The sequence below is a fragment of the Streptomyces sp. CB03238 genome (assembly GCF_002099185.1).
GTDB lineage: Bacteria > Actinomycetota > Actinomycetes > Streptomycetales > Streptomycetaceae > Streptomyces.
Genome location: NZ_NBCN01000025.1, coordinates 98733 through 121676, shown reverse-complemented (window position 1 = coordinate 121676; position 22944 = coordinate 98733). Strand labels below are relative to the sequence as shown.

At 68.8% G+C, this 22944-nt stretch carries 17 protein-coding genes; 7 read left to right on the top strand and 10 right to left on the bottom strand.

Features of this window, described 5'->3' with window-relative positions:
* Positions 1–815: 815 nt before the first annotated feature.
* A complete protein-coding gene (locus tag BKD26_RS32760; RefSeq protein WP_084905794.1) occupies positions 816–1421 on the top strand; it encodes a YceI family protein in 606 nt (201 codons plus the stop codon).
* Here BKD26_RS32760 and BKD26_RS32755 read toward each other — a convergent pair.
* Positions 1405–2181 carry a class I SAM-dependent methyltransferase gene (locus BKD26_RS32755; RefSeq protein ID WP_084905793.1) on the bottom strand — a complete coding sequence of 259 codons (777 nt, stop codon included), beginning with the start codon at positions 2179–2181 and terminating at the stop codon, positions 1405–1407. The genes BKD26_RS32760 and BKD26_RS32755 overlap by 17 nt on opposite strands.
* Positions 2182–2185: 4 nt before the next feature.
* Positions 2186–2596, bottom strand: coding sequence for an ATP-binding protein (locus BKD26_RS32750; protein ID WP_084905791.1), 411 nt, complete (start codon positions 2594–2596; stop codon positions 2186–2188).
* A 111-nt stretch (positions 2597–2707) separates the two neighbouring features.
* Here BKD26_RS32750 and BKD26_RS32745 point away from each other — a divergent pair, with 111 nt between their 5' ends.
* Together BKD26_RS32745 and BKD26_RS32740 are read left to right on the top strand one after the other, a co-directional pair.
* Complete coding sequence (locus BKD26_RS32745) at positions 2708–3532, top strand: helix-turn-helix transcriptional regulator (protein WP_084905789.1); 825 nt, start codon at positions 2708–2710, stop codon at positions 3530–3532.
* The gene (locus BKD26_RS32740) at positions 3529–3771 is read left to right on the top strand and encodes a DUF397 domain-containing protein (RefSeq protein WP_084905787.1); all 243 of its coding nucleotides are present in this window, start codon (positions 3529–3531) and stop codon (positions 3769–3771) included. Before BKD26_RS32745 ends, BKD26_RS32740 begins: the two co-directional genes overlap by 4 nt.
* A gap of 979 nt (positions 3772–4750) precedes the next feature.
* On the opposite strand, the gene BKD26_RS32735 is transcribed toward BKD26_RS32740, so the two are convergent.
* Positions 4751–8686, bottom strand: coding sequence for a polymorphic toxin-type HINT domain-containing protein (locus BKD26_RS32735; RefSeq protein WP_084905785.1), 3936 nt, complete (start codon positions 8684–8686; stop codon positions 4751–4753).
* 211 nt (positions 8687–8897) lie between these two features.
* Between BKD26_RS32735 and BKD26_RS32730 the strand changes: the two genes are divergently transcribed.
* The 4 genes from BKD26_RS32730 (at position 8898) to BKD26_RS32715 (ending at position 15618) form a co-directional block, all read left to right on the top strand.
* Positions 8898–9428, top strand: a complete 531-nt coding sequence (locus BKD26_RS32730) for a hypothetical protein (protein ID WP_241518961.1) — start codon at positions 8898–8900, stop codon at positions 9426–9428.
* 233 nt (positions 9429–9661) lie between these two features.
* Positions 9662–11731, top strand: a complete 2070-nt coding sequence (locus tag BKD26_RS32725) for an FG-GAP-like repeat-containing protein (protein ID WP_241518960.1) — start codon at positions 9662–9664, stop codon at positions 11729–11731.
* 502 nt (positions 11732–12233) lie between these two features.
* The gene (locus BKD26_RS32720) at positions 12234–13637 is read left to right on the top strand and encodes a D-glucuronyl C5-epimerase family protein (protein ID WP_241518959.1); all 1404 of its coding nucleotides are present in this window, start codon (positions 12234–12236) and stop codon (positions 13635–13637) included.
* Between the two features lie 205 nt (positions 13638–13842).
* Entirely contained in the window at positions 13843–15618 is a 1776-nt protein-coding gene (locus tag BKD26_RS32715) for a D-glucuronyl C5-epimerase family protein (RefSeq protein WP_241518958.1), read from the top strand.
* On the opposite strand, the gene BKD26_RS32710 is transcribed toward BKD26_RS32715, so the two are convergent.
* From BKD26_RS32710 to BKD26_RS32675, 7 genes are all read right to left on the bottom strand, one after another.
* Positions 15602–16708, bottom strand: coding sequence for an acyltransferase (locus tag BKD26_RS32710; protein ID WP_084905775.1), 1107 nt, complete (start codon positions 16706–16708; stop codon positions 15602–15604). The genes BKD26_RS32715 and BKD26_RS32710 overlap by 17 nt on opposite strands.
* A 16-nt stretch (positions 16709–16724) precedes the next feature.
* Positions 16725–17288, bottom strand: a complete 564-nt coding sequence (locus tag BKD26_RS32705; protein ID WP_084905773.1) for a hypothetical protein — start codon at positions 17286–17288, stop codon at positions 16725–16727.
* Positions 17289–17404: 116 nt separating this feature from the next.
* Positions 17405–17761: a nuclear transport factor 2 family protein gene (locus tag BKD26_RS41740; protein ID WP_084905771.1), complete on the bottom strand. Its 357-nt coding sequence runs from the start codon at positions 17759–17761 to the stop codon at positions 17405–17407.
* 2 nt (positions 17762–17763) lie between these two features.
* Positions 17764–19113 (bottom strand): hypothetical protein, encoded by a 1350-nt coding sequence (locus tag BKD26_RS41735; protein ID WP_084905769.1) that lies wholly within the window; start codon positions 19111–19113, stop codon positions 17764–17766.
* 51 nt (positions 19114–19164) lie between these two features.
* Positions 19165–20802: a citramalate synthase gene (gene cimA / locus BKD26_RS32690; protein WP_084905767.1), complete on the bottom strand. Its 1638-nt coding sequence runs from the start codon at positions 20800–20802 to the stop codon at positions 19165–19167.
* Between the two features lie 477 nt (positions 20803–21279).
* On the bottom strand, positions 21280–21834 hold the full coding sequence (locus BKD26_RS32680) for a TetR/AcrR family transcriptional regulator (protein ID WP_084905809.1): 555 nt from the start codon (positions 21832–21834) through the stop codon (positions 21280–21282).
* A 98-nt stretch (positions 21835–21932) separates the two neighbouring features.
* Entirely contained in the window at positions 21933–22943 is a 1011-nt protein-coding gene (locus BKD26_RS32675) for an agmatine deiminase family protein (RefSeq protein ID WP_084905763.1), read from the bottom strand.
* Position 22944 lies beyond the last annotated feature (1 nt).

Genomic DNA, 22944 nt, shown 5'->3' with positions numbered 1-22944 from the left:
CCAGCCGTCCTCGACGACACAGCGGGCCAGCCGAAGACGCCCGGTCTCGGTCAGCGGGGCATTACGGTGGGGCACGAGGGCCTCCTCGGATCGGTGCAGATGTCGCAATCCACACCGAACCCGGAGGCCCTCACCCGTTCAAGAACCCAGCACGCGTGTCACCAACGTCTCCGGACAGCACACCTAGAGGGCCTCGCCAGGCAGCGACTTGCGGGGCCCTTGCAGGCGGCGAGATGAGCCTGCGCCTGGAGCACACGGTGGAACCGCGCCAAACTCGGGCGAGAGCTTGCGGGGACGGGCCTCGCCGCCCCACCAAGAGGTCGTCTTCTGGCGCCAAGGGCGGGGTCCTGACGAGCAGGATCTTCAGACCCACCACGCGAGTCGCAGGAGCATGATGCCGGTCGCGCGCCGTCGGCCGGATCGTCCTCGTACGGCCCGCGGTGGGCGTAGGCAGCCTGGGCGTTTTTGGCGAACAGCACGGTTTCGTCGAGGTCGGGGGCACCGGCGGGCGGCAGGCTCACCGCCGGCTTGGCGGCGGAACGGAGTATCGCGGGACCGCTGTAGACCGGCCCCTCGAGGCGGCGCCGCCGACGTCCGGGTCGGCTGAGCTGCCACCCTTCGGCTTGGTGGCGGATTCCTTGCCGTCGCACTTGCTCATACCCCCGCTTGTTTCGCAGGTGAGCTGGAGACGCGCCCACGACAGCGTAGACGCCCGCCCCGATCGGCGACACAAGAAGTGGTTGAAAGTTGAAGGGAATGGGTCTACAGTCGTTCTCGTTGAATGTTCAACAAAGCATCCGAGGGAGTACGTCATCATGGGTCTCTTCAGCCGCAGCACCGCGACCGCCACCGCACCCACCGCCACCGTCGACCCGGCGCTGGCCGCCCTGACCGGGACGTACACGATCGACCCGGCCCACAGCGGCATCGGCTTCACCGCCCGGCACGCCATGGTCACCAACGTCCGGGGCGCCTCCACCGAGTACGAGGGCACCCTGGAGCTGGACGGCTCGGACCCGGCGGCGTCCGGCGCGTCCATCGACGTCACGATCGCGTCCATCGACACCGGCAGCACCGACCGCGACGGGCACCTCCGCAGTGCCGACTTCTTCGACGCCGAGCAGTTCCCGCTGATGACCTTCCGCTCCACGAGCGCCGAGGCGCTCGGCGGCACGGACTACCGCATCACCGGTGACCTGACCATCAAGGGCGTCACCAAGCCGATCACCATCGACCTGGAGTTCAACGGCGCCGCCAAGGACCCCTTCGGCAACGAGCGCGTCGGCTTCGAGGGCAAGGCCGAGCTGCTCCGCTCCGAGTGGGGCCTGACCTGGAACGCCGCACTGGAGACCGGCGGCGTCCTGGTCAGCGACAAGATCAAGCTGACGTTCGAGATCTCCGCGATCAAGAACGCTCAGTGAGCGGCTTACGGGCCTCGATGAGCGTCCGGCACGAGTGAGCGACAAAGGGACCTTCGGCCTCCATGAGGCCGTGCAGGTCCCTCAGTCGTTCCCGGTACGCGTCCACCGTGAAGCCCGGCACCGTCCAGATCACCTTCCGCAGGAAGTAGACGACCGCGCCGACGTCGAAGAACTCCATCCGGAGCCGCTCCATCCGTACGTCGACGATCTCCAGCCCGGCCGCCCTCGCCTCCGCCGTCTCCTCGTCCGGGTGCCGCTTGCGGCGCAGCTCATCGGAGAGCGGCCCGAGAAAGAACTCGATCAGCTCGAAGACCGTCTCCGGCCCCACGTGCTGGGCGAAGTACGTTCCGCCCGGCCGGAGCACCCGGGCGATCTCGGTCCACCACACCGTCGCCGGATGGCGGCTCGTGACCAGGTCGAACGCCCCGTCCGCGAACGGCAGCGGCGGCTCGTCCGGGTCCGCGACCACGACGACCCCGCGCGGGTGCAGCAGCTCGGTCGCCTTGGCGACGTTCGGCGGCCAGGACTCCGTGGCGGCCATCGTCGGCGGGTACGTGGGGGCGCCCGCCAGGACCTCCCCGCCACCCGTCTGGATGTCCAGGCCGGCGGACGCGGCGGCCAGCCGCTCGCCCATCAGGCGCTGGTAGCCCCACGAGGGCCGCTCCTCGGTCGCCCGGCCCTCCAGCCAGGAGAAGTCCCAGCCGGAGACGTCGACCGCGCCGGCCTCGGCCACAAGATCGTCGAAGGTACGTGGTGACATACCGTCACTGTACGAACTCGCACCACACGATCTTGCCAGGGCTCCGCTCACCCACGCCCCAGGTGTCGGACAGCGCCGCCACCAGGAGCAGCCCGCGCCCCGACTCGGCGTCCCCGCCCGGCACCTGCGCCCGCACCGCCCCTCCCCCGCTGTCGTGCAGCTCCACGCGCAGCAGCCGGCCGCCCCGCTCCCGGTGCAGGCGCAGCCGGAAACCCCGCCCCGGCGGGACGCCGTGCACGAGCGCGTTCGTGGCCAGCTCGCTCACACAGAGCAGTACGTCCCCGGCCCGGTCCCCCACGCCCCACCGCCACTCCGCGAGCGCCGCCGCCGCGAACCGCCTGGCAGCCGGGACGGACCGGCGCTCACGCCGGTAGAACGCCTCGCACAGGTACGGCAGTTGAAGTTCCTCATTCATGCACCCAATGTCACCGTGAGTGACTAGACTGTGACAGCTGAGCAAGCCGTACAGACGGTTTGTACGGCTTGAGCTGGATCAGGTACTTCGCCGGGTGGGAAGAGGGCGAGCATGCACGCTTCGAGCAGGCCCCACAAGAACACGTCCTGGCACCTCATCGGTGCCCAAGTCGGCCAGCTGCGCCGGGCGGCAGGGCTCACCCAGCCCAAGCTCGCCGAGAAGCTGAACATCCATCAGGAGACCCTCGCCTCCATCGAACAGGGCCGCAGACCCCTCAAGTACAGCCTGGCGCTGGAAATGGACCAGGTGCTGGAAACGCGGGGCGTCCTGGCGGCGGGGGTGGCGCGGGTGCCGGAGCGGGAGCGATATCCCGCGTTCGCACAGGACTTCATCGACCACGAGCAGGAAGCGGTGACGCTGCTCTGGTACGAGAACCAGGTCGTCCCCGGCCTCCTCCAGACCCAGGAGTACGCGGCGGCCGTCTTCTCCTGCCTGGTGCCACCGATCAGCCCGGACGAAGCGGAGGAGCGGCTCTCCGCCCGCCTCGACCGCCACAAACTCTTCGACCGCAAGCCGGGGCCCCCGGTGATGAGCTTCCTCATCGAGGAGTCCGTCCTGCACCGGCCCATCGGTGGCCCCACCGTCCTCCGCGACCAGCTCCGCCACCTGCGCCGCTGCGCCGAACACCCCCACGTGGGACTCCAGATCATGCCGACGAAGCGGGAGAAGCACGCGGGCCTCAACGGGCCGATGGTCCTGCTGGAAACACCCGACCACGAGCACCTGGCCTATATCGAAGGCCAGCGGGTCAGCTTCCTCATCGACGACCCCGACGAGGTCAGTGTCCTCCAGCAGAAATATGGGATGCTCAGATCACAGGCCCTGACGCCCGAGGAGAGCATGGGCCTGCTGGACGATCTGGCAGGAGAGGCATGACACCCGCAGCGCTCACGTGGTTCAAGTCCAGCTACAGCGGCAGCGAAGGCGGCAACTGCGTCGAAATCGCCTACGACTGGCGCAAGTCCAGCTACAGCGGTGATGAGGGCGGCGCCTGCGTCGAGGTAGCCGCGCACCCCTCGGCCGTCCACATCCGGGACTCCAAGAACCCCACCGGCCCCGTCCTCACCGTCTCCCCCACCGCCTGGGAAGCCTTCGTTGCCGTCGACGAAGCGTAAGCAGGACGAGCCGGACGATCTCCTACTGCTGCCCGTCCACGTGGAGCGGTGCCTGCTGCTCTGGGCCGCCCACCCGTCGGGCACGTCCCACCCCTTACCGACCCGGCCGCACCCCGCCCCTCGGCCCGTGCGGCCGCCGCACTGTACGCGGCCGCCCGCCACTGCCACCCCACCGCAGCCCACCGCCCAATCTCCAGGACCCGCCCCGGGCTGAGCGACGCGCTGATCCACTGACGGCCACTCCCGTGCGTGCATACAACGTGCAACACACGAGCACATCCGACCAGGCTGCGGGTGAGACCTCCGGATCGGTGCGTGCGGGCGTTGCCGAGTTTACGGCCCGCGGGACTGATCATCCGCGTGAGGCTACCCGGCAGACCGCCTGCGGGCCGACCAACTCCGCCATACCGCTTGAGTGGCCCCGCCGGGGGTCAGCCCGGCGGGACCACTCACTATCCGTACGATGCGCGGCAGAAAAACGTACGTTTCCGATCAGGCATCGCCATTTCCTTATTCACCGAGCAAATCGGCCGAACCGCCCCATTTAAGCGGACCGCGATTCAACCAGACAGCCTCTATTGGCCCGGGTCCGAGGCAGCATGTCCCGTCGCACAGAGCTGCCCGTATGCAGCATACATGCGAGCAAGCTCTACTCGGCTCTCTCGAACTTCCAAGAATTCGAGGAGCAGTGAGAACAGCAGGTCATTTGCACGCCTTCCCTGCTCCTCACTGAGGTGTTCTATACGTCTGATGCGCGCACCCGGAAAGGCTTCGTCAAGGACGACACCCGTCCATCTCAAACTGGTGTCGCACCCTCGGCGCACGATGAGCCACTCATCAAATCCTCGCAGCAGACCTCCAGCACACCCCAAGTCCAAGCCAAGGAGGAAGGCCACGCTCTGACCGTACGAACCATTCAATCCGAACAGCGCAGGCCGTAGGTGGATCTGCTGGATCAGTTCCCTGTCATACATACAGCTCAGAACCCGAAGTTGATGACATCGCCATATTCCCACTGCGCCTTATATTCCGGAATCGTCTCGCCTCTCCTGGGAGTGAATGCATCGTAAACGCGACCATCACGAACCACCACCCAGTGGTGAGTCCAGTGCATCGTATCCTGCCCCCGGTACGGGCCGAAGAATCTCGGCGGATCGAACCTGACGAGCAGGCCCCCACCCAGACTCTCCCGAATCTTTTCCGCGCAGGCCTTGCAGTCGCCTGGACCATCGGTGATCTCCTTAGCCGGCCTTGGAAGGCCCCGGACATCATGTTCCCCACACGGACGAGAATTGTGGACCAAGGCTGGCGTGTTACCCGCCAGCACGTAGTAGGTGTGGAGGTCGTTGACGGTGAGGTTGTACGCCGGCTGCAGGGACTTCCAGCGCTCGATTTTGGCGATTCCGGTCGCCTCGCCGTTCGGCTGCCGCAGCGCGTCGTTGGCGGTGAGGTCGGCTGCATCTACCCATCGCTTCTTGGTTTCGGACCAGAAGGGGTGGTGGTCGGTGGTTGTGACGGTGCCGCCGCCGTGCTGGGCGGCGAGGGTGATGTCAGTGAAGTTGCGGTCGTCGGGTGTGTAGATTGTCGCTTCGACACGGCGGGGTTCGGTGACGTCCGACTCCGGGTCTGTCGCCAGTACGGTGTCGCCGACTCGGATCTGCTCGATGGGTCGCGTCGAGCGGTCGCCCATGACTACGCGTGTTCCAGCCGGGAAGCTGTGCTTAGGACAGTTGGGCTTCGCGTTCGGCTTGTCCTTCTTTGCCGCATCCGCGACTTCCTCAACCGCGTTTGCGAACTTTTTGATCACCTTGGCGACGGGGATGGAAGTCGCGGCCAAGACGGCGCATTCCGCGCGTACGGGATCGTCGATGCATTTGGCGATCTCATCGCCCTCGAACCACCACCAAACAGCGTCGAAGATCGGATTCGACTTCGGCCGACGCTCTTCGAGTACGTCGCAGTCGACGTATCTGTACGTGCGCGGGACGAGGTCGACGCACTGCTTCTTCTCCTTGTTGGCCGCCTCTGCGTCGCGCTTTCTCTTGGCCTCTTCTGCCGCCAGACGGCGGGCTTCGGCTGCTTCGGCCTCGCGTTCTTCCTTGACTTCAAGCCAGGCCTGCGACGCCATCTTCCCGGCGTCAGTTGCGTTCTTCCCTGCTGCGATGGCCGAGGCGCGGGCGTCCGCCGCCGCAAAGCTGGCTTCGGCGGCGGATTGGCGGGCGTACTGGGCGGAGAATTCAGCGTCGGCGGCAGACGCCTCGGCGGCGTCCGCGTCACGGTCGGCTGCAGCGGCGGCATTGCGGGCGGTCGCGGCGGACTTCTTGGCCGCGGCCGCGCTGGCCTCTGCCGCGTCGGCGGACTTGTCGGCCGCGTTCGCGTGGTCCTGGGCTTCGCCTGCGGACTTCAGCGCTTCGGCCTTGGCCTTTTCCGCTTCTGCGGATGCCTGGTTGGCTTTGGCGGCCGCTTCGGCGGCGAGCCAACGATTCTTCTGAGCCTCGGCAGCGACAAGCGATGCTTCGTCGATCAGCCGCTGGACCTGGGCGATGTGATGCTCAGCAAGTTTGTCCTTGCGGTCGGCAGTGAAGCGGCCGACCGCCACAAACTCGTGGAGAAGGTCCGCCGGGCCGGCCAGAGCGATCTTCGCTGATGCCTTCACCTCAGGCCCCGAGTTGGGGTCGTTGACGAGCTGGGAGGCGATCACCTCCTCGTCGGAAAGACGTGCGGAATACTGCGTACCCGCCAGGAAGACCGCTAGGGCCTTGCCGCTGCCATCTGCCAGAGCGGCGCGAGCCGCCTCCTTGACACCGGGACCCCCACTGTTGTTGATCTTCGAGACAGCGACAGCCATGTCCGTAGCGCCGGCGGTGTACTGCCCGGTGGTGTAGAAGTCGGCGATTTGCTGCGGCGTACCGGCAAGAGCAGCGGTGGCGGCCTCCCTCACCGAGGGGTAAGGGCTTTGGCTGCTGAGCTGGAAGACCCGCTCACGCATCTCACGCTGCTCAGCCTCCTTCCAGCCGGTGCGCAGGTACTCAAGGACTTCCTGATCAGTGCCCGCCAGGGCGAATGCTGCCGCCTCCTGGCTGATGGGACCGCGCATCTTCAGCGCCTGCATGGCCAACTGCCGACCCTTTACGGCCAGCGGCGGCACATCCGCATCGGGCTTGGCCGCCTCGGCGGCCAAGGCTGCCGCAGTAGCGTCGAGAGAGAGGGACTCAACCCGCTGCGAGGCAGAATCGGAAATGATGGTGTTGGTGACTGCCTTGCTGGTCTTGGCCCGCTCCATGGCGGCTTCGGTCCGGGTGGCCAGGTCAGCGGCCTCGGTCTCACGCGCGATGGAGAAGACCTTCTTCGCGGTCACGACCGCGGCGCTGGCAGCATCCGCTGCCTTCTTCGCCGCCTCGGCGTGCAAGTTGGCCTGAGCAGCCGCATTCGCCGCCTCACCGGCGTGCTTGACTGCTTCTTCGGCGGCCGCTGCCGCGTTGCGGGCGTGTTGTGCTGCGGAACCGGCCGCATCGCGGGCCTCGAAAGCGGCCGTGGCGGAGCGGTCGGCAAGCGCGGTGGCCCTGGCAGCGGCGTTATTGGCCGCAGTGGCATGCCGGCGGGCTTCCGCAGCAGCCGCCTTCGCGTCGGCCGAATGCGCTCCGGCTGCGTCAGCGTAACCGCCCGCCGCCTCAGCGGAGGCGGCGGCAGCATTCGCGTTCGCTCCCGCACTCGTTGCGGCACGCGCCGCGTCTCCGGCAGCCTTCGAGGCCCTGCCCGCCTGATCGGCAGCAGCCTTCGACCCCTCAGCCATCGTCGCAGCCATCAGCGCAGTGGCGGCTGCCGTCTTGGCCTCGGCCGACTTGCTCGCGTCCTTGCCCGCCGCGATCGCCGCGTTATAGGCCGCATTCGCCGCATTGGCCGCAGCCGCCGCCGCACTGGCCGTCTGCGCAGCGGCAAGCGCGGCCACACGCGCGGCCCGGCTGGCCGCATTCGCCGAACCGATCGCCTGCTGCGCCGCCGAGGCCGCGGCCCTGGCCGCGTCAGCGGCCTGCTTGGCCTTCACCGACGCCGTCTTGGCATCATCCTTGGCCGCCTGCGTTTCCCGCGCGGCCTTGGCCGCCGCTTCCTTCGCCAGCTCCGACGCGGCGATCGCACGCGCGGAAGCTTCCTCCGCCGACTTCGTCGCGTCCTCGGCCTGCTTCCCCGCCAGCTTCGCCTGCTCAGCCAGCTGCGCGATCGTCGCATGTTCCTGATCACGGTTTCTGGCGACGAACTGCCCGACCTCAAGGAACTCGGCAACATCCTCAGGCGTCCCGCGCAAAGCCACCTTGCCCGCGGCCTTCATGTTCGGGCCACCCGAGTAGATCAGCTTCGAGACAGCGACCGCATTGTCCGACTCACGCGCCTCGTACTGCCCCTTGTTCAGGAACTCTGCAACATCCTCCGGCGTCCCCTTCAGCGCAGCCTTGCCAGCCTCCTGCACCCCCGGGCCACCCAGACCAATGATCCGAGAGGCCTCAACCTGACGATCCTCCGCAAGCGGCCCCTGCCAGCCCGAGACAAGGAAGGAATCCAGCTGCTCGGGTGTCCCCTTCAACGCCTCCTTAGCAGCAGCACGGACCGCCGGCCCCCCCACCCCAATGAGACGACTGACCTGAACCGAGTCATCGACGTACTGAAGCTCATCGGCGCGACCAAGGAAGTCCAGGATCTCCTGATCGGAGCCCAGCAATGCCTTTTCCGCCGCCTCCTTGACGCCCGTCCCGCCATCGTCCCAGTACTTGACAACGTCTTGTCGATTCCAAGGGGCAAGCAGGGGTTTCGGCTCATCGGCATTGGCTGACCCAGCACTCAACAGGCCTGCCGTCAGCGCAAGCGGCAGCGCCAGCCCTGTGCATACGCGGCTCCGTATCGAGAATCGAGATCCGCGCATGCCGGGTCTACGGCGTCCAGCCGCAGACAGAGTTAGCAATTTCATGCGAGTGGTTCCCCGTTTACAGACACCTTCCGACCGCCGCCGGACGTATCGCTAGCCGGTGAAGGCATGGGTGTGCGTGGCGTGATGGTCAAGAGGCCGGTAGGAACGACCCCTACACGTGATCCTTACATATGCTTTACTTCCGGGGCTGAGGTGGCGTCACCTCATGTCCGAATCAGCCCGTTGGAAGGATCCTGTGGCCATATCCCGTGCCCGTACGGCACTACTGACCGGGCTCGCCGTCGCAACCGCAGCGGCTGCCCTCACCACGTTCGGCGTAGCCAGTGCAGCCCCGCCTGCCGCGCCCAGCGCGGACGAGGCGCCCCTGACCTCGGCGGTGGAGGACTTCGCTTACCCTGGCGCGGCCCGCATCCAGCAGGACCACCAGATCCTGCTGAAGAAGGGCGACGGACACATCACTCTGGTGTCCTGTGAGGGTGTGACGGACATCATGGTCAAGTCACGCGCTGGGCAGAGAGACTACTGCTTCGACGTCAATGCCAAGAGCGGCTACCTGACGCTTGAGCTGCCCGACGCCTTCGGTATCTTCACCGAGGCCTACCCGGTGCAGGCGACCATCACCGCCAACGGCCAGGCGACCGTTGTCAAGGCCCCTGCCAACGAATACATCCCCTTCGGTGAAGCCGGCCAGTCCGGCGAACGCTCCGTCCTCGTCGAGCTGCGTGTCACCGGCTGACCGACCATCTGACGCTCTCGCTCACAGCGGGTTTCGTCTCGCGCAGCCAACGCTTTCACACTGACCAAGCGCGAGCAGGCCCGCACCCCGCGACGACACCGCCCGATACAGCGGTTGCCGTGGGCTGCCCATTCATACCTGGGGGGATCTCCATGCCGTTTCTACGCTCCCGCGCTGCGGCGATGTCAGTCGGTCTGACGTCCATAGCCGCAGCTACTTTCACTGTGACCCCGGTGCATGCCGCCTCCGGGGCTACCGCCGCTGCAGGGTCCTACGCGTTCACCGCGAAGCTGGATATCGGCAGCGGGGAGACCGCACGTGCCTGTTCCGGCGCGCTGATCGACGCTGACTGGGTCGTCACTGCCGCCAGCTGCTTCGCCGATGGCGCCACCGCCCCCGTAGCGGGCAGGCCCGCGCTGAAGACCACCGCGACGATTGGTCGTACCGACCTGTCGGCTACCACTGGCGGCCACGTCAGCGAGGTCATGCAGATCGTGCCGCATGAGCAGCGTGATCTGGTGATGGCCCGTCTCGCAGCGCCCGCCACCGGCATCACACCGGTCGCCGTGGCCACGGCCCCCGCGGCTGCTGGTGACTCGCTCAAGGCCGCCGGTTACGGCCGGACCAGCACCGAGTGGGTCCCCAACAAGCTCCACGCCGCCAGCTTCACAGCTGGCACGGTCAGTGCCGCCGACATCGCTCTGACCGCCAAGTCCATGGGCGACGCCGTGTGCCGGGGAGATGCCGGTGCGCCGGTACTGAGCGAGTCCGGTGGCACGGTGCAGCTGGTCGGGCTCATCAGTAAGACGTCCCATGGTGGCTGTCTGGAGGAAGCGCAGACGCTGAACGTTGCCGCAGCCACCCGCGTGGACGACCTGACTCTCGGCTCGCAGCTTGTCCCGGGGCAGCGGCTCAAGCCGGGCGGGATGCTCGTCTCGGCTTCGGCGACGCTGACCATGCAGGCCGATGGCGATCTCGTCATTACGTCCAACGCCGGCCAGCCCCTTTGGTCCACGGGCACCAGCGGTAACCCTGGTGCCACCGCCGTATTTGGCTCCGATGGCAACCTCGTCGTCCGTAACACAGCCGACACCACCACCCTGTGGGAGTCCAAGACGGCCGCCGTGGGCGGCTCGGCCGTGCTGACCGACCGGGGCAACCTGGTGGTCTACAACGCCCAGAAGCAGTCGATATGGTCCAGCGGGACCACGATCCGGCACGACTACAACGGGGACGGGCGCAGTGACGTCGGTGCCTGGTACGCGTTCCCGAACGCGGTGTCGGATGCGACGTACACGTTCCTGGCGAAGCCGAAGGAAGGCACCACCGAGGCCGGTGTCCTGGGCGCTCCGCTGAAGTCCTACACCTCGTCGACGGACAAGTGGAACGAGTCGGCGATGAAGTTCATCACCGGTGACTTCAACGGGGACGGCCGGGGTGACATGGTCACTGTGCGCGGCAACAGCGACGCCAGTGTCACGGCGTTCGTGGCCCTGGGCCAGGCCGATGGCGCGTTCGCCGAGCCGGTACAGGCGTGGGCGGCCCTTCCGGGCGGCGAGTACCACATCTCGTACATGACGCCGCAGGCCGGTGACTTCAACGGCGACGGCCGGGACGACATGGCGGTGTGGTCCGCCAACGCCAAGACGGGCGAGACCAAGCTGTTCACGTTCACATCCAAGCCGAGCGGTTCCTTCAACACGCCCTTCGAATCATGGGTCGCACCCGCTGGCTCCTGGGTGCGCTCCAGCACCAAGTTCGTCACCGGTGACTTCAACGGGGACGGCCGTGAGGAGATGAGCGTGTTCTACAAGCAGGGCACACAGGGCGTGAAGACCTACGTGTTCGGCACGCTGCCCAACGGCGGATTCGCCGCCCCGGGTCTTCCCTGGTGGGAGAGCACGGCGTGGAACTGGGAGAACGCCACGCCGCAGGCGGGCGACTTCGACGGTGACGGCCACGACGACGTCCTCGTCTGGTACAGCTACGACGACGGCGCCGACCGCACCTCGACCATGCTGTTCGAGAAGGTGGACGGGAAGAACAAGTTCGGGTCGGCCAAGGTGACCCTCGACGGCGCCAAGAACTATGACGTGGCGCGCCTGAAGATGGTGACCGGTGACTACAACGGTGACGGCCGTGACGACCTGGCCGTCATGAATTACCGTGCGGACAACTCCGTACAGATGATCACGTGGACTGCAAGGGCTGACGCCATGTTCAACGGCGGCCTGGTCGGCTGGACCTCGAACCCCGGTGCCTGGTCCTTCGGCACCACCAAGCTCTTCAGCTCCTACAACTGACTCGATCCGAGGCAGGGGTGCCCGCAGGCTGTGGTCACCCCTGCCTCAATTGTCTCCAACGCGCCACCGGTTCGATTGCGTCGCGCGCCGCACCACAAGAAACGAGGGAAGCACCGCCATGTCCGAAACCGGCTCCAGCCTCGACCGTCGTGGTCTCATACGCCTGGCCGCCAAGGGAGCCGCAGCCGGTGTCGCCGTTGCCGCCGGCGGAACGTTCGCGGGCCCCGCATCGGGGGCGTTTGCCGCGCCGGTTCCCGGGCCGAGGCCGGTGCCCGGTGCCGATCCGCTGCGGGGGATGCCCCGGTCGTTGGCGCTGAGCGTGCCGCGTGGGGTGGGTGGGGATGCGCCGTTGCCGCCGCTGCCCGACCAGACCAGTGGGGGGCGCATCTCGCGGCCGAGCCGCCGTATCCCCTACGCCCAGGGGGCGCCCGCGGCACGCACGGCGGGCGAGGATGTCCCCACCGCCTTGCCGTTCGTGTTCAATCAGGCGGGGTACCGGATCGTGACGGACCTCCCGGAGCCCATGCGGCCGTGGCGGGACCGGCCCAAGCGGTGGGAGGACATCACTCCCAACACCGAGAAGCAGTTCCTGGACGCCGAGGGTGTCGTCCAGGTCCGGGAAGGGTTCGGCCAGCCGGGCTACGACCAGCCGGTCACACAGATCCAGTTCGCGCTCGGCTGCATCACCAGCTACCGCACCGAGGCCGACGCCTCCCGTAAGGCGCTGTTCCTCGCCCGGGCCAAGGCGCAGGCGAAGCGGCTGATCGACCGGCGGGTCGAGGCTCGCGGAGCCTGGTACTTCCCCTACCCGTTCGACTACGCGCACGAGACCCACTCCGGCATCGATTACAAGGCGCCCTGGTACTCCGGCATGGCGCAGGGCGAGGCCATCAGCCTGTTCATGCAGCTTTTGCAGCTCGACGCCATCACAGCCGAAGAGCGGGTGCTCTACCGGCAGGCGGCCGACGCGGCCTTCGCCTCCCTGCTGCGCGGTGACGACGCCTACCCGTGGGTGGTGCACAAGGACTCCGCCGGCTACCTGTGGATCCAGGAATATCCCGGTGCACAGCCCGGGACCGGGGACTACACCTACAACGGCATGATTTTCGCCATGTTCGGGCTGTGGGACTACTACGCGGCCACCGGCAGTGAGCTCGCCCTCGCGCTGTACGACGGCTCGGCGACCACCATCGCCCGCTACTTCCCCCTGCTGCGGAACATCCGCTGGCACTCCTACTACTGCCAGACCCACCGCATCCCGGCCCCCACCTACCACCAGCACCACATCAACCTCCTCCGCCAGCTGCACTGGCAGACCGGAAGCCCGGACTTCGCCCACCACACCGACGTCCTCACCGACGACTTCCCCTCGCCCTATCTGCGCGACGGGTCCGCCATCGCCTTCGCCGCCGGCACACACACCCTGTACCGGCTGGACACCAAGGCCGACGGTGGCTGGGACAAGACGAAGGAAGACGCACAACTGGAGGTCAAGAAGGTGACCTTCACCCGGGCGACCCAGGCCCCCGCGGACATGCGGCGCCGAATCCAGGACCGGGGCATCTACTACCGCATCAGCGCCGGCGCCTACGCCGGCTGGTGGGTCGGAGAGACCTGGCCCACATCCTTCCTCCGCGGTCAGTACCTGACCACCACCTACCGCCCCCAGCGCACCCTCACCTTCCCGGGCGGCAACCAGGAAGTCGACGTCTACCGCTTCACCGAAGACGGCTCCGACGCCTCCATCCGCACCGTTTCCTTCCCCAACCCCTCCAACGCCCCCACTGACCGCCGTGCCATCGTCAACGGCCGGCCCATGTACCAGATCACTGCAGGAGCCCTCACGGGTTACTGGGTCCCCGCCACCAGCGTCACCGCCGACGGACAAGCCATCACCCAGCCCTGAATCGGCACCTCGATGACAGCGACGCAGCACCAGAAGGTTCGTCAGGTCGGTATCCAGCCAGGGCGTTTGTGCGACACCGATCTGACTATGGGATTCTCTCACCTTTCACATACGATCCACATTCACCATTGTTCATGCCCTTGGGGGGTACACAGTCATGTCCGGTAAGAGGCGTGCCGCCGTCGGCCGTAGACGGTTCATACGCTTGGCGGGCGGCGCCGCGGCCGGTGCGGCCGTCGTCGGAGGCGGCACGTTCACCGCGGTGGCCACGGGCGTCTTCGACAACCCCACGCCGGACCCGTTCGCCAACATGCCCCGCTCGCTCGCACTGAGCCTGCCCGGCGGGACCGGCGGCGCCTACGAGATACCGCTGCCCCCGCTGCCGGACCCGCTCGACGAGGGCACCGCCTCCATACCCAGCACGCCGCGCCGAATACCGTACGCGGACAGCAAGCCGGACCCCCGCGCGGTCGAGAACGACATACCGACCGTCCTGCCGTTCGAGTTCAAGCGGAACGGCTACACGATGGCGAAGGACCTCCCCGAGTCCCTGCGGCCCTGGCGTAACCGGCCCACCACATGGGCGAACGTGACTCCGCCCACGACCTCGGTGTACCACCTGAATGCCCAGGGCGTGTACATGTACTACAAGCCCGCCCCCGGCAGCACGAAGCCGGGCACGGTGGGCTACGACCACCCGGTGGGCCAGATCCAGTTCGGCCTCGGCTGCATCACCAGCTACCGCACCGAGACGGACCCCGCCCGCAAGGCCCTCTTCCTCAAGCGCGCCAAGGACCAGGCCAACCGCCTGATCACCAAGCGCGTGCAGACCCGGGGCGCCTGGTACTTCCCCTACCCGTGGGACTACACCCACGCCGAGCACAGCGGCGTCGCCTACAAGGCCCCCTGGTACTCCGGTATGGCGCAGGGCGAGGCGATCAGCCTCTTCGCTCAGCTCGCGATGCTCGACGGTGTCACCGAACAGGAGCGCACGCTCTACACGACGGCCGCCAACGGCGCGTTCGCCTCGCTGCTGCGGGCCGACGACGCCTACCCGTGGGTGGTGAACAAGGACCGCTCGGGTTACCTGTGGATCCAGGAGTACCCGTTCAAGACGCCGGGCACCGGTGACTACACGTACAACGGCATGATCTTCGCCATGTTCGGCCTGTGGGACTACTACCAGCTCACCGGCAACGAACTGGCGGCCCAGCTGTACGACGGCTCGGCCACCACCATCGCCCGCTACTTCCCGCTGCTGCGCAACGAGCGCAAGTTCTCGTACTACTGCCAGACCCACCGCATCCCGGCGCCCACGTACCACCACCACCACGTCGCGCTGTGGATGCAACTGCACTGGCACACCAACAGCTCCGTCTTCGCGCACCAGATGGACATGCTGATCGACGACGCACCGGCGTCGGGCGTGAAGACGGGATCGGTGATCGCCATCGGCAAGGGCGCGTACACGCTCTACCGGGTGGACACCAGCATCATCACCAAGAAGGACGGCACCAAAGAGGACACCGGCGAGTACTACCACAACAAGAAGACCGGCGCCGGGCAGGACAAGATCCTCGGCACCAAGAAGGTCACCTTCGCCAAGGCCACCCAGGCGCCCGTCGACAAGCGGCGCCGCATCATCGGCGCCGGCATCTGGTACCGGATCAGCGCCGGCGCGTACAAGGGCTGGTGGATCGGCGAGGCATGGCCGAACGTGTTCCTGCGCGGCGAGCACCAGCCGTTCACCTACCGCATACAGCGCACCCTCACGATCCCGGCGGGCCGTGACGTCACCGCGTACAACTTCGGAACCAACAACGCGACGGGCAGCACCAGGTCGCTGAAGTCCGATACGGAGCAGACGTTCCAGTTCGACCGCCGTGCGGTCGTCAACGGCCGGGCGATGTGCCGTATCTCGGCAGGCGAGCTCGCGGGCCACTGGCTCCCCGCCAACCAGGTCGTCACCGACGGCCGCTGACCCGGGGCCACCGGGCCGGGCCGGGCGCGGATGGACCCGCGCCCGGCCCCACCGCGCGCAGCCACCGCTCCAGCGGGTGCTCCACCCAGTGGTACGCGGCCGCCGACAGGGCCAGGCTCAGCGCGAGCACCAGCGCCCAGGTCGTCGCCGTGTCGCCGACGCGGCCCACGGCGACACGGATCACGATCTCGTGGACCAGGTACCAGGCGTACGACCAGTGGCCGAGCCGTATCGACCACGGACCGCCGAGGCCGGTCGCCCGGCCGTCCAGGTCGGCCCGCGCGGCGGCGGCCACCAGCAGGGCGAACAGCGGCGTGGCGAGCAACTGGGAGGCCTGGTACGGGCTGTACCAGAACGCGTCCGGTACCGCCCACGACCAGGGCACCAGCGCCAGGTGCCAGCCGATGACCAGCCACACCGCCGGCCACAGCCCGATCGGCGGGCGCCGGCCGCGTGCCACCGCCAGGCCGGTCACCACACCGAGCAGGAACTGGAGTGTCCGGGTCAGCGGCAGGTAGTCCAGCGCCCACGCGCGCGTGCCGCTGTCGGCGTACAGCGAACCGCTGAGCCACAGCAGCACCACGCCCGCGCAGACCGCGACCGCGATCCACCGCCGGCCGCGCGCCGAGCGTACGGCCGGGAGAGCCATCAGGAGCGGGAAGATCAGGTAGAACCACGCCTCGTCGCTGAGCGACCAGGCCGCCGGGTTGCCGCCCCGCAGGACGACCGGGTCGGGTACCCAGGCGTGGACCAGGAGCAGGGACGCGGCGACGGCCTTCACCGACACCTCCTCGCCCAGGGCGAGCCACGCGCCCACGGACAGGACGGTGCTGGCGGCCAGGAGCGGCCAGATGCGGGCGAAGCGCCGCCACAGGAAGACCGGCGCGGGTACGCGTTTCCCGTCGTACGTCCAGGCCAGGACGAACCCGGACAGGACGAAGAAGAACGTCACCCCGCTGCGGCCGTACCAGACGAGCTCGCTGACTCCGGGGATCTCCCCCACCTGCCGGGACAGGTGGTACAGCACCACCAGCAGGGCCGCCCAGAAGCGGAGCCCGGTCAGGGAGGGGAGGAGGGTGGCGGGACGCATCCCGCGATTATGCGGGTCAGGCCAGTTCCCGGCGGACGAGGACCCTGAAGTCGGTGACGGACATCTCCTGCTGGAGGTCCACGCTCGGCGCGGGCTCCTTGATCGACGGGAGCGTCATGCCCTTCGCCTCGGCGGTGGGGAAGTCCTGCCGCGCCAGGCCGAGGGTCACATGGGGCCAGAACCCGTCCTCCTCGATCCCCAGACCCCGGGTGATCTCCGTCTGGATCTCGGCCAGTTCGGGGGTGTGCTCCACCCCGAGCCGTACCTGCTCCTGCCGCTGGATGACGTCCTCGTCGTGGCGGTACGCCGGGTCCTTGCTCAGCTTCCAGCTCCCGTGCCGCACCTCGCCGGTGAGCGCGATGGCCGGCGTGGGCCACGTGCGTCCGCTGAGCATCGCGGCGGCGTCCGCCAGCCGCCCGGCGTCGGCGTCGTGCATGAAGCCCAGGGTGATGTGGATGTGGTCGCGCTGCTGCGGCTCGACCCGGTCGGAGCAGGTGCCCTGGAGGTCGACCAGGGCGTCCACCAGTTCGACGGGGACTCGCAGGCTGAAAAAGACGTTCGCGGTACGACTGCTCGCCATACGGCTTCCTCCACGAAGTGACGGTGAGTTCCGGAGCGTCACTTTCCGCTACCGCCCGGCTGATGTCCAGCACTGGGGAGGGGTGCCGTAGCATCCGGCCATCGGGAGCGCGCTTGTCAGTCGGGTGACGCCGGCGTGACATGACTGAGGGCGCACCGCCAGCGCCCGTCGCGCCGCAGGAACACGTCCGTCCGCCAGGTGTCGCAGTCGGTGTTCGTGACCCGTCCGGTGAAGAGCGCAGTGTCCCCGTGGATCCGGATGCGTAGCTCACCCACCGGCTCCATCGCCGAGTACGTCAGCTCGCCCGACGCGACCAGCGCCAGGACGTGCTCGCGGGTCGTGACGCCCGCCCCTGACACGAGGGCCCAGTCGTCGGCCAGGTACGCGGCGATGCGGGCCGGGTCGTTCGAGGCGAGGGCGGCCGCCCACTCCGCGACGACGTCCGCCAGCTCGTCGCCGGGGTCGTCCGGCACGGTCAGAACCCGCCGCCGAAGTCGCCGCCGCCGAACCCTCCGCCGCCGAAGTCGCCGCCCCCGAAGTCTCCGCCGCCGCCGAAGTCCGAGCCGTTGAAGTCGCCGCCGGAGAAGTCGCCGCCCTCGTACCCGGCGCCGCCGTACTCCGCCGCGTACGCCGGGGTGGAGAGCATCGAGCCGAGCATGGTGCCCATCAGCAGGCCGGGCAGGATGCCGCCGCCGAAGTACCCGCCGACCCACGGGCCGTACGCCGGTCCCGCCTCCCAGTAGGGACGGCGGCCGTACGGGGTGTCGACCGTCCGGGTCATCGGGTCCTCGCCCTCCGCGAGCCGTGCGGCGTCCGCCGCGCAGACCGGCACCTCGCGCACCGCGCCACCGGCCGGGGCCCATTCCACCTCGGTGGCGGCCGGGCCGTGGCGCGGGTCGAAGAAGCAAGGTGCCCGCCGCTCGGGAAGCGGGCGGCCCTCGCGGCGGGCGGACAGGACGGCCAGGGCGTAACGGCCGTCCTCGATGGCCTCGGTCACCGCCCGTACATCATGGGGGTGCCTGGCCTGGCCCATCAGGGACTTGGCTTTGTCGTACGAGTCGAGGGCACGCTCGTAGTCGGCGCGCATGGCGTCGTCGGCGCCCTTCTCGGCGGGGTGGAAGTCGAGCCGGTCCAGTTCCTCGCCGTACGCGGTGATGTCCTCGTCGACGACGACCCGCAGCCTCTCCAGGGCTTCCTGCTCCTGCTCCTCCCGCCGGCGCCGGTTGCGGCGCACGACGGTGAGGGCGGTCGCGCCGCCCGCGGCGGCCAGGGCACCGATGGTGATCAGTCCGGCGACCGGGGCGCGGTCACCGGGGACTCCGGACCAGGTGCTGGGCGCGTCGCCGCGCACCTGTGGCAGGGCCTGGTCGACGAAGTTGTTCAGCTCGGTGGTGGCGTCCACGCCGGGCTGGCGGACGGCGTCCGCGATGTTCCGCACGGTCTGGTTGGACATCACGGCACGGTCGGCGCCCGCGGCGAAGTCGTCGCCGAGGCGTACGCCGTACAGACCGGTGATGCCGGTCTGGGTACGGAGGTTCTGCAGCAGACCCTGCTGCGGGAACTCCGCCGTGGCGGGCAGGACCGCGACGAAGACCGGCTTGTCGGCGTCCTTGATCTTGTCCGCCAACGCCTCGGCCTCGGCCTTCGGCAACTGGTCGGCGGCCCCGGGGTGGACGTACACCGGCCCCTGCTTCAGAGCCTCGGCGGCGTCCTGGAGCCCCGTGGCCCTGGCCCCCGCACCGGGGGCCAGGGCCAGGAGCAGCATCAGCGCCAGCCCCGCCAAGGCGGACAGGGCCGACAGAAGGGTGAACGGCCTGGTCCTCATACCATCGAAGCTACCCCAAAAGGGGGTAAAGAGGACATACACGTCGGCTTATTACTCGGCGGGATCGACGCCCGCCCGCAGCAGCCCGTACGTGTACGCGTCCTCCAGGGACTGCCAGGAGGCGGCGATGACGTTCTCGCCGACGCCGACCGTCGACCACTCGCCCTCGCCGTCGGAGGTGGTGATCAGGACGCGGGTGGTGGACTGGGTGCCGTGCTTGCCCTCCAGGATGCGGACCTTGTAGTCCACCAGCTCCAGCTTGGCGAGCTGCGGGTAGATCCGCTCCAGGCCCGCGCGCATGGCGAGGTCGAGGGCGTTGACCGGGCCGTTGCCCTCGGCGGTGGCGACGATCCGCTCGCCCTTGGCCCACAGCTTGACGGTCGCCTCGTTGGCGTGGGTGCCGTCCGGGCGGTCCTCGACGATCGCGCGCCACGACTCGGTGCGGAAGTAGCGGCGGGCGCGGCCTTCGACCTCGGCGCGGAGGAGGAGCTCGAAGGAGGCGTCGGCGGCCTCGTACGTGTACCCCTTGAGCTCCCGCTCCTTGACGCGCTCCACGACCCGGGCCACGAGGGCGCGGTCGCCGCCGAGGTCGACGCCGAGCTCCTTGCCCTTGAGCTCGATGGAGGCGCGGCCGGCCATGTCGGAGACGAGCATCCGCATGGTGTTGCCGACGCGCTCGGGGTCGATGTGCTGGTACAGGTCCGGGTCGACCTTGATCGCGGAGGCGTGCAGGCCCGCCTTGTGGGCGAACGCGGAGACACCCACGTACGGCTGATGGGTGGAGGGCGTCAGGTTGACCACCTCGGCGATCGCGTGGGAGATGCGCGTCATCTCCTTCAGGGCCCCCTCCGGGAGCACCTTCTTGCCGTACTTCAGTTCCAGGGCGGCGACGACCGGGAAGAGGTTGGCGTTGCCGACGCGCTCGCCGTAGCCGTTGGCGGTGCACTGGACGTGGGTGGCGCCCGCGTCGACGGCGGCGAGGGTGTTGGCGACGGCGCAGCCGGTGTCGTCCTGGGCGTGGATGCCGAGGCGGGCGCCGGTGTCGGCGAGGACGGTGGAGACCACGGCGTGGACCTGGGCGGGGAGCATGCCGCCGTTGGTGTCGCACAGGATGACCACGTCGGCACCGGCCTCATGGGCGGCGCGGACGACGGCCTTGGCGTACTCCGGGTTGGCCCGGTAGCCGTCGAAGAAGTGCTCGCAGTCGACGAAGACCCGCCGGCCCTGCTCGCGCAGGTGGGTGACGGTGTCGCGGACCATCGCGATGTTCTCGTCCAGCGTGGTGCGCAGCGCCAGCTCGACGTGCCGGTCGTGCGACTTGGCGACCAGCGTGACGACGGGCGCGCCGGAGTCGAGCAGCGCCTTGACCTGCGGGTCCTCGGCGGCGGTGGCGCCGGCCCGGCGGGTCGCGCCGAAGGCGACGAGCTGGGCGTGCTTGAAGCGGATCTCGTTCTTGGCGCGGGCGAAGAACTCGGTGTCACGCGGGTTGGCGCCGGGCCAGCCGCCCTCGATGAAGCCGACGCCGAAGTCGTCCAGGTGCCGGGCGATGGTCAGCTTGTCGGCGACGGTGAGGTTGATGCCCTCACGCTGGGCCCCGTCGCGCAGCGTCGTGTCGAAGACGTGGAAGCTGTCGTCGACGGCGGTGGCACCGGCGGCGACGGTATGAAGACTGTCGGTCTCCGTGGTCATGACTGTGTTGGCTCCTGTCGGATGTGGCTCCGGACTCCCTGGATCCACCTGCCCCCATTCTCGCGCGCCGCCGTCCCCGGCCGGGGTGGGGCCGGAAAACGAAAAGACCCCTCGCGGGTGCGAGAGGTCTGCGCGCGGGTCTGAGACACGGTGTCCACTGCCGCGGGGGTTCTGCCGCGATTCAGTGGTCACTGCGGACCGGCGCGCTGCTGCCCATAATCATGGCGGTAGCAAGCACGGTCGCAGTCTGCCACAGATGGGACCGCCGCTGGACCCGAGTCTCACGATGCGGTCGCCCCCGGGCCGGGCGGTGCGCCGCGACAGCGGGTGCGCCCCGACAGCGGGTACGCCCCAGCCGCGGGTACGCCCCGACCGCGGGTGAGCGGCCGCGTGGCGGTGACGCCGCCGGGGTGAGCGTACGGGTGCGGGCCGGTAGTCCGGCTGGCCCCGCCCGTCCCACCCCCTGGCTGGACGGCGTCAGGGCACCAGCGTTTCCTCGATGAACTCCTGTACGTGGGTGAGCACCGCCGCGCGGCCCGTGCCGGGGATGCCCACGGCCACGTGGACGCTGAAGCCGTCGAGGAGGGCGCGCAGGCGGGCCGCGTACCGGTCGGGGTCGACGGTGCGCAGTTCGCCGCGGGATATCCCCTCGGCGAGGAGGGCGACCAGGTCGCGGTGCCAGGCGCCCTCGATGGCGGCCTGGCGGGCGCGGGCGTCGGCGTCGGCGTTCTGCGAGCGGTTCCAGACCTCCAGCCAGAGCGTCCAGTGCGGGTCGCGCGGGCCGTCGGGCACGTACAGGTCGACGTACGCGCCGAGCCGCTCCCGCACCGGCGCCGGGCGCGACAGCAGTGCGCTGCGCTCGGCGCCGAGGCGGCCCTCGCTCCACTCCAGGGTCTGGAGCAGCAGCTCGTCCTTGGTGCGGAAGTAGTAGAGGAGGTGCCCGCTGCTCATCCCGACCTCACGGCCGAGCCCCGCCATGGTGAGCCCGTCGAGCCCGCGCTCGGCGATGGTCGCCATGGCGGCGGCGAGCAGCTCCTCCCGGGGCGGCGCGCTGTTGCGCCGCCGTGCGGCCGGTGTCGTACGGGGTTCGTTCACTCGTACGTTGTACCCGATCGTCCCAGCCCCCGGCGTCAGACCTTGGGCTGCTGCTGGGTGATGCAGTGGATGCCGCCGCCGCCCGCGAAGATCGTCCGCGCGTCGACCAGCGTGACCGTACGGTCCGGGAAGAGGCGGCGGAAGATGCCCGCGGCGATCTCGTCACGCGGGTCGTCGAAGGCGCACAGCACCACACCGCCGTTGCAGATGTAGTGGTTGATGTAGGAGTAGTCGACCCACTCCCCGTCCTCCTGGAGGACCGTCGGGGCCGGGACCTCGACGACCTCCAGCCGGCGGCCCTTGGCGTCGGTCTGCTTGCGCAACAGCTCGACGTTGGCCTTGCACAGCTCGTGGTCCGGGTGGGCCGGGTCCGGCTGGGTGTGGACGACGACGACACCCGGGCGGGCGAAGGCGGCGACGATGTCGACGTGGCCGCGCGTGCCGTACATGCCGTAGTCGCCGGTCAGGCCGCGGGGCAGCCAGATCGCCTTGGTCGTACCGAGCTTGGCGTGGATCTCCGCCTCGACCTGCTCGCGCGTCCACTCGGGGTTCCGCTCGGGGCCGAGCTGGACGGTGTCGGTCAGCAGGACCGTACCCTCGCCGTCGACGTGGATGGCGCCGCCCTCGTTGACGAGCGGGCTGCTGTGTACGGGGACGCCGGCGATGTCCGCGACATGGCGGGCGATCTTCGAGTCGTGCTCCCAGCGCGCCCAGTCCGCCGCGCCCCAGCCGTTGAACACCCAGTCCACGGCGGCCAGGTCCTGGCCGTCGGTGACGAAGGTGGGGCCGATGTCGCGCATCCACGCGTCGTCCAGGTCGCGCTCGACCAGGTCGATGTCCGGGCCGAGCAGCTCACGGGCGGACGCCTCGTCGCCGGGTGCGTGGACCACGGTCACCGGCTCGAAGCGGCGTACGGCGCGGGCGACCGACGCCCATGCCTCGCGGGCCTCGCGCAGCTCGTCGTCGTTGGTGAAGGTCGGGTTCGGCCCCGGCCAGGCCATCCAGGTGCGCTCGTGGGGGGCCCACTCGGCGGGCATGCGGAACATG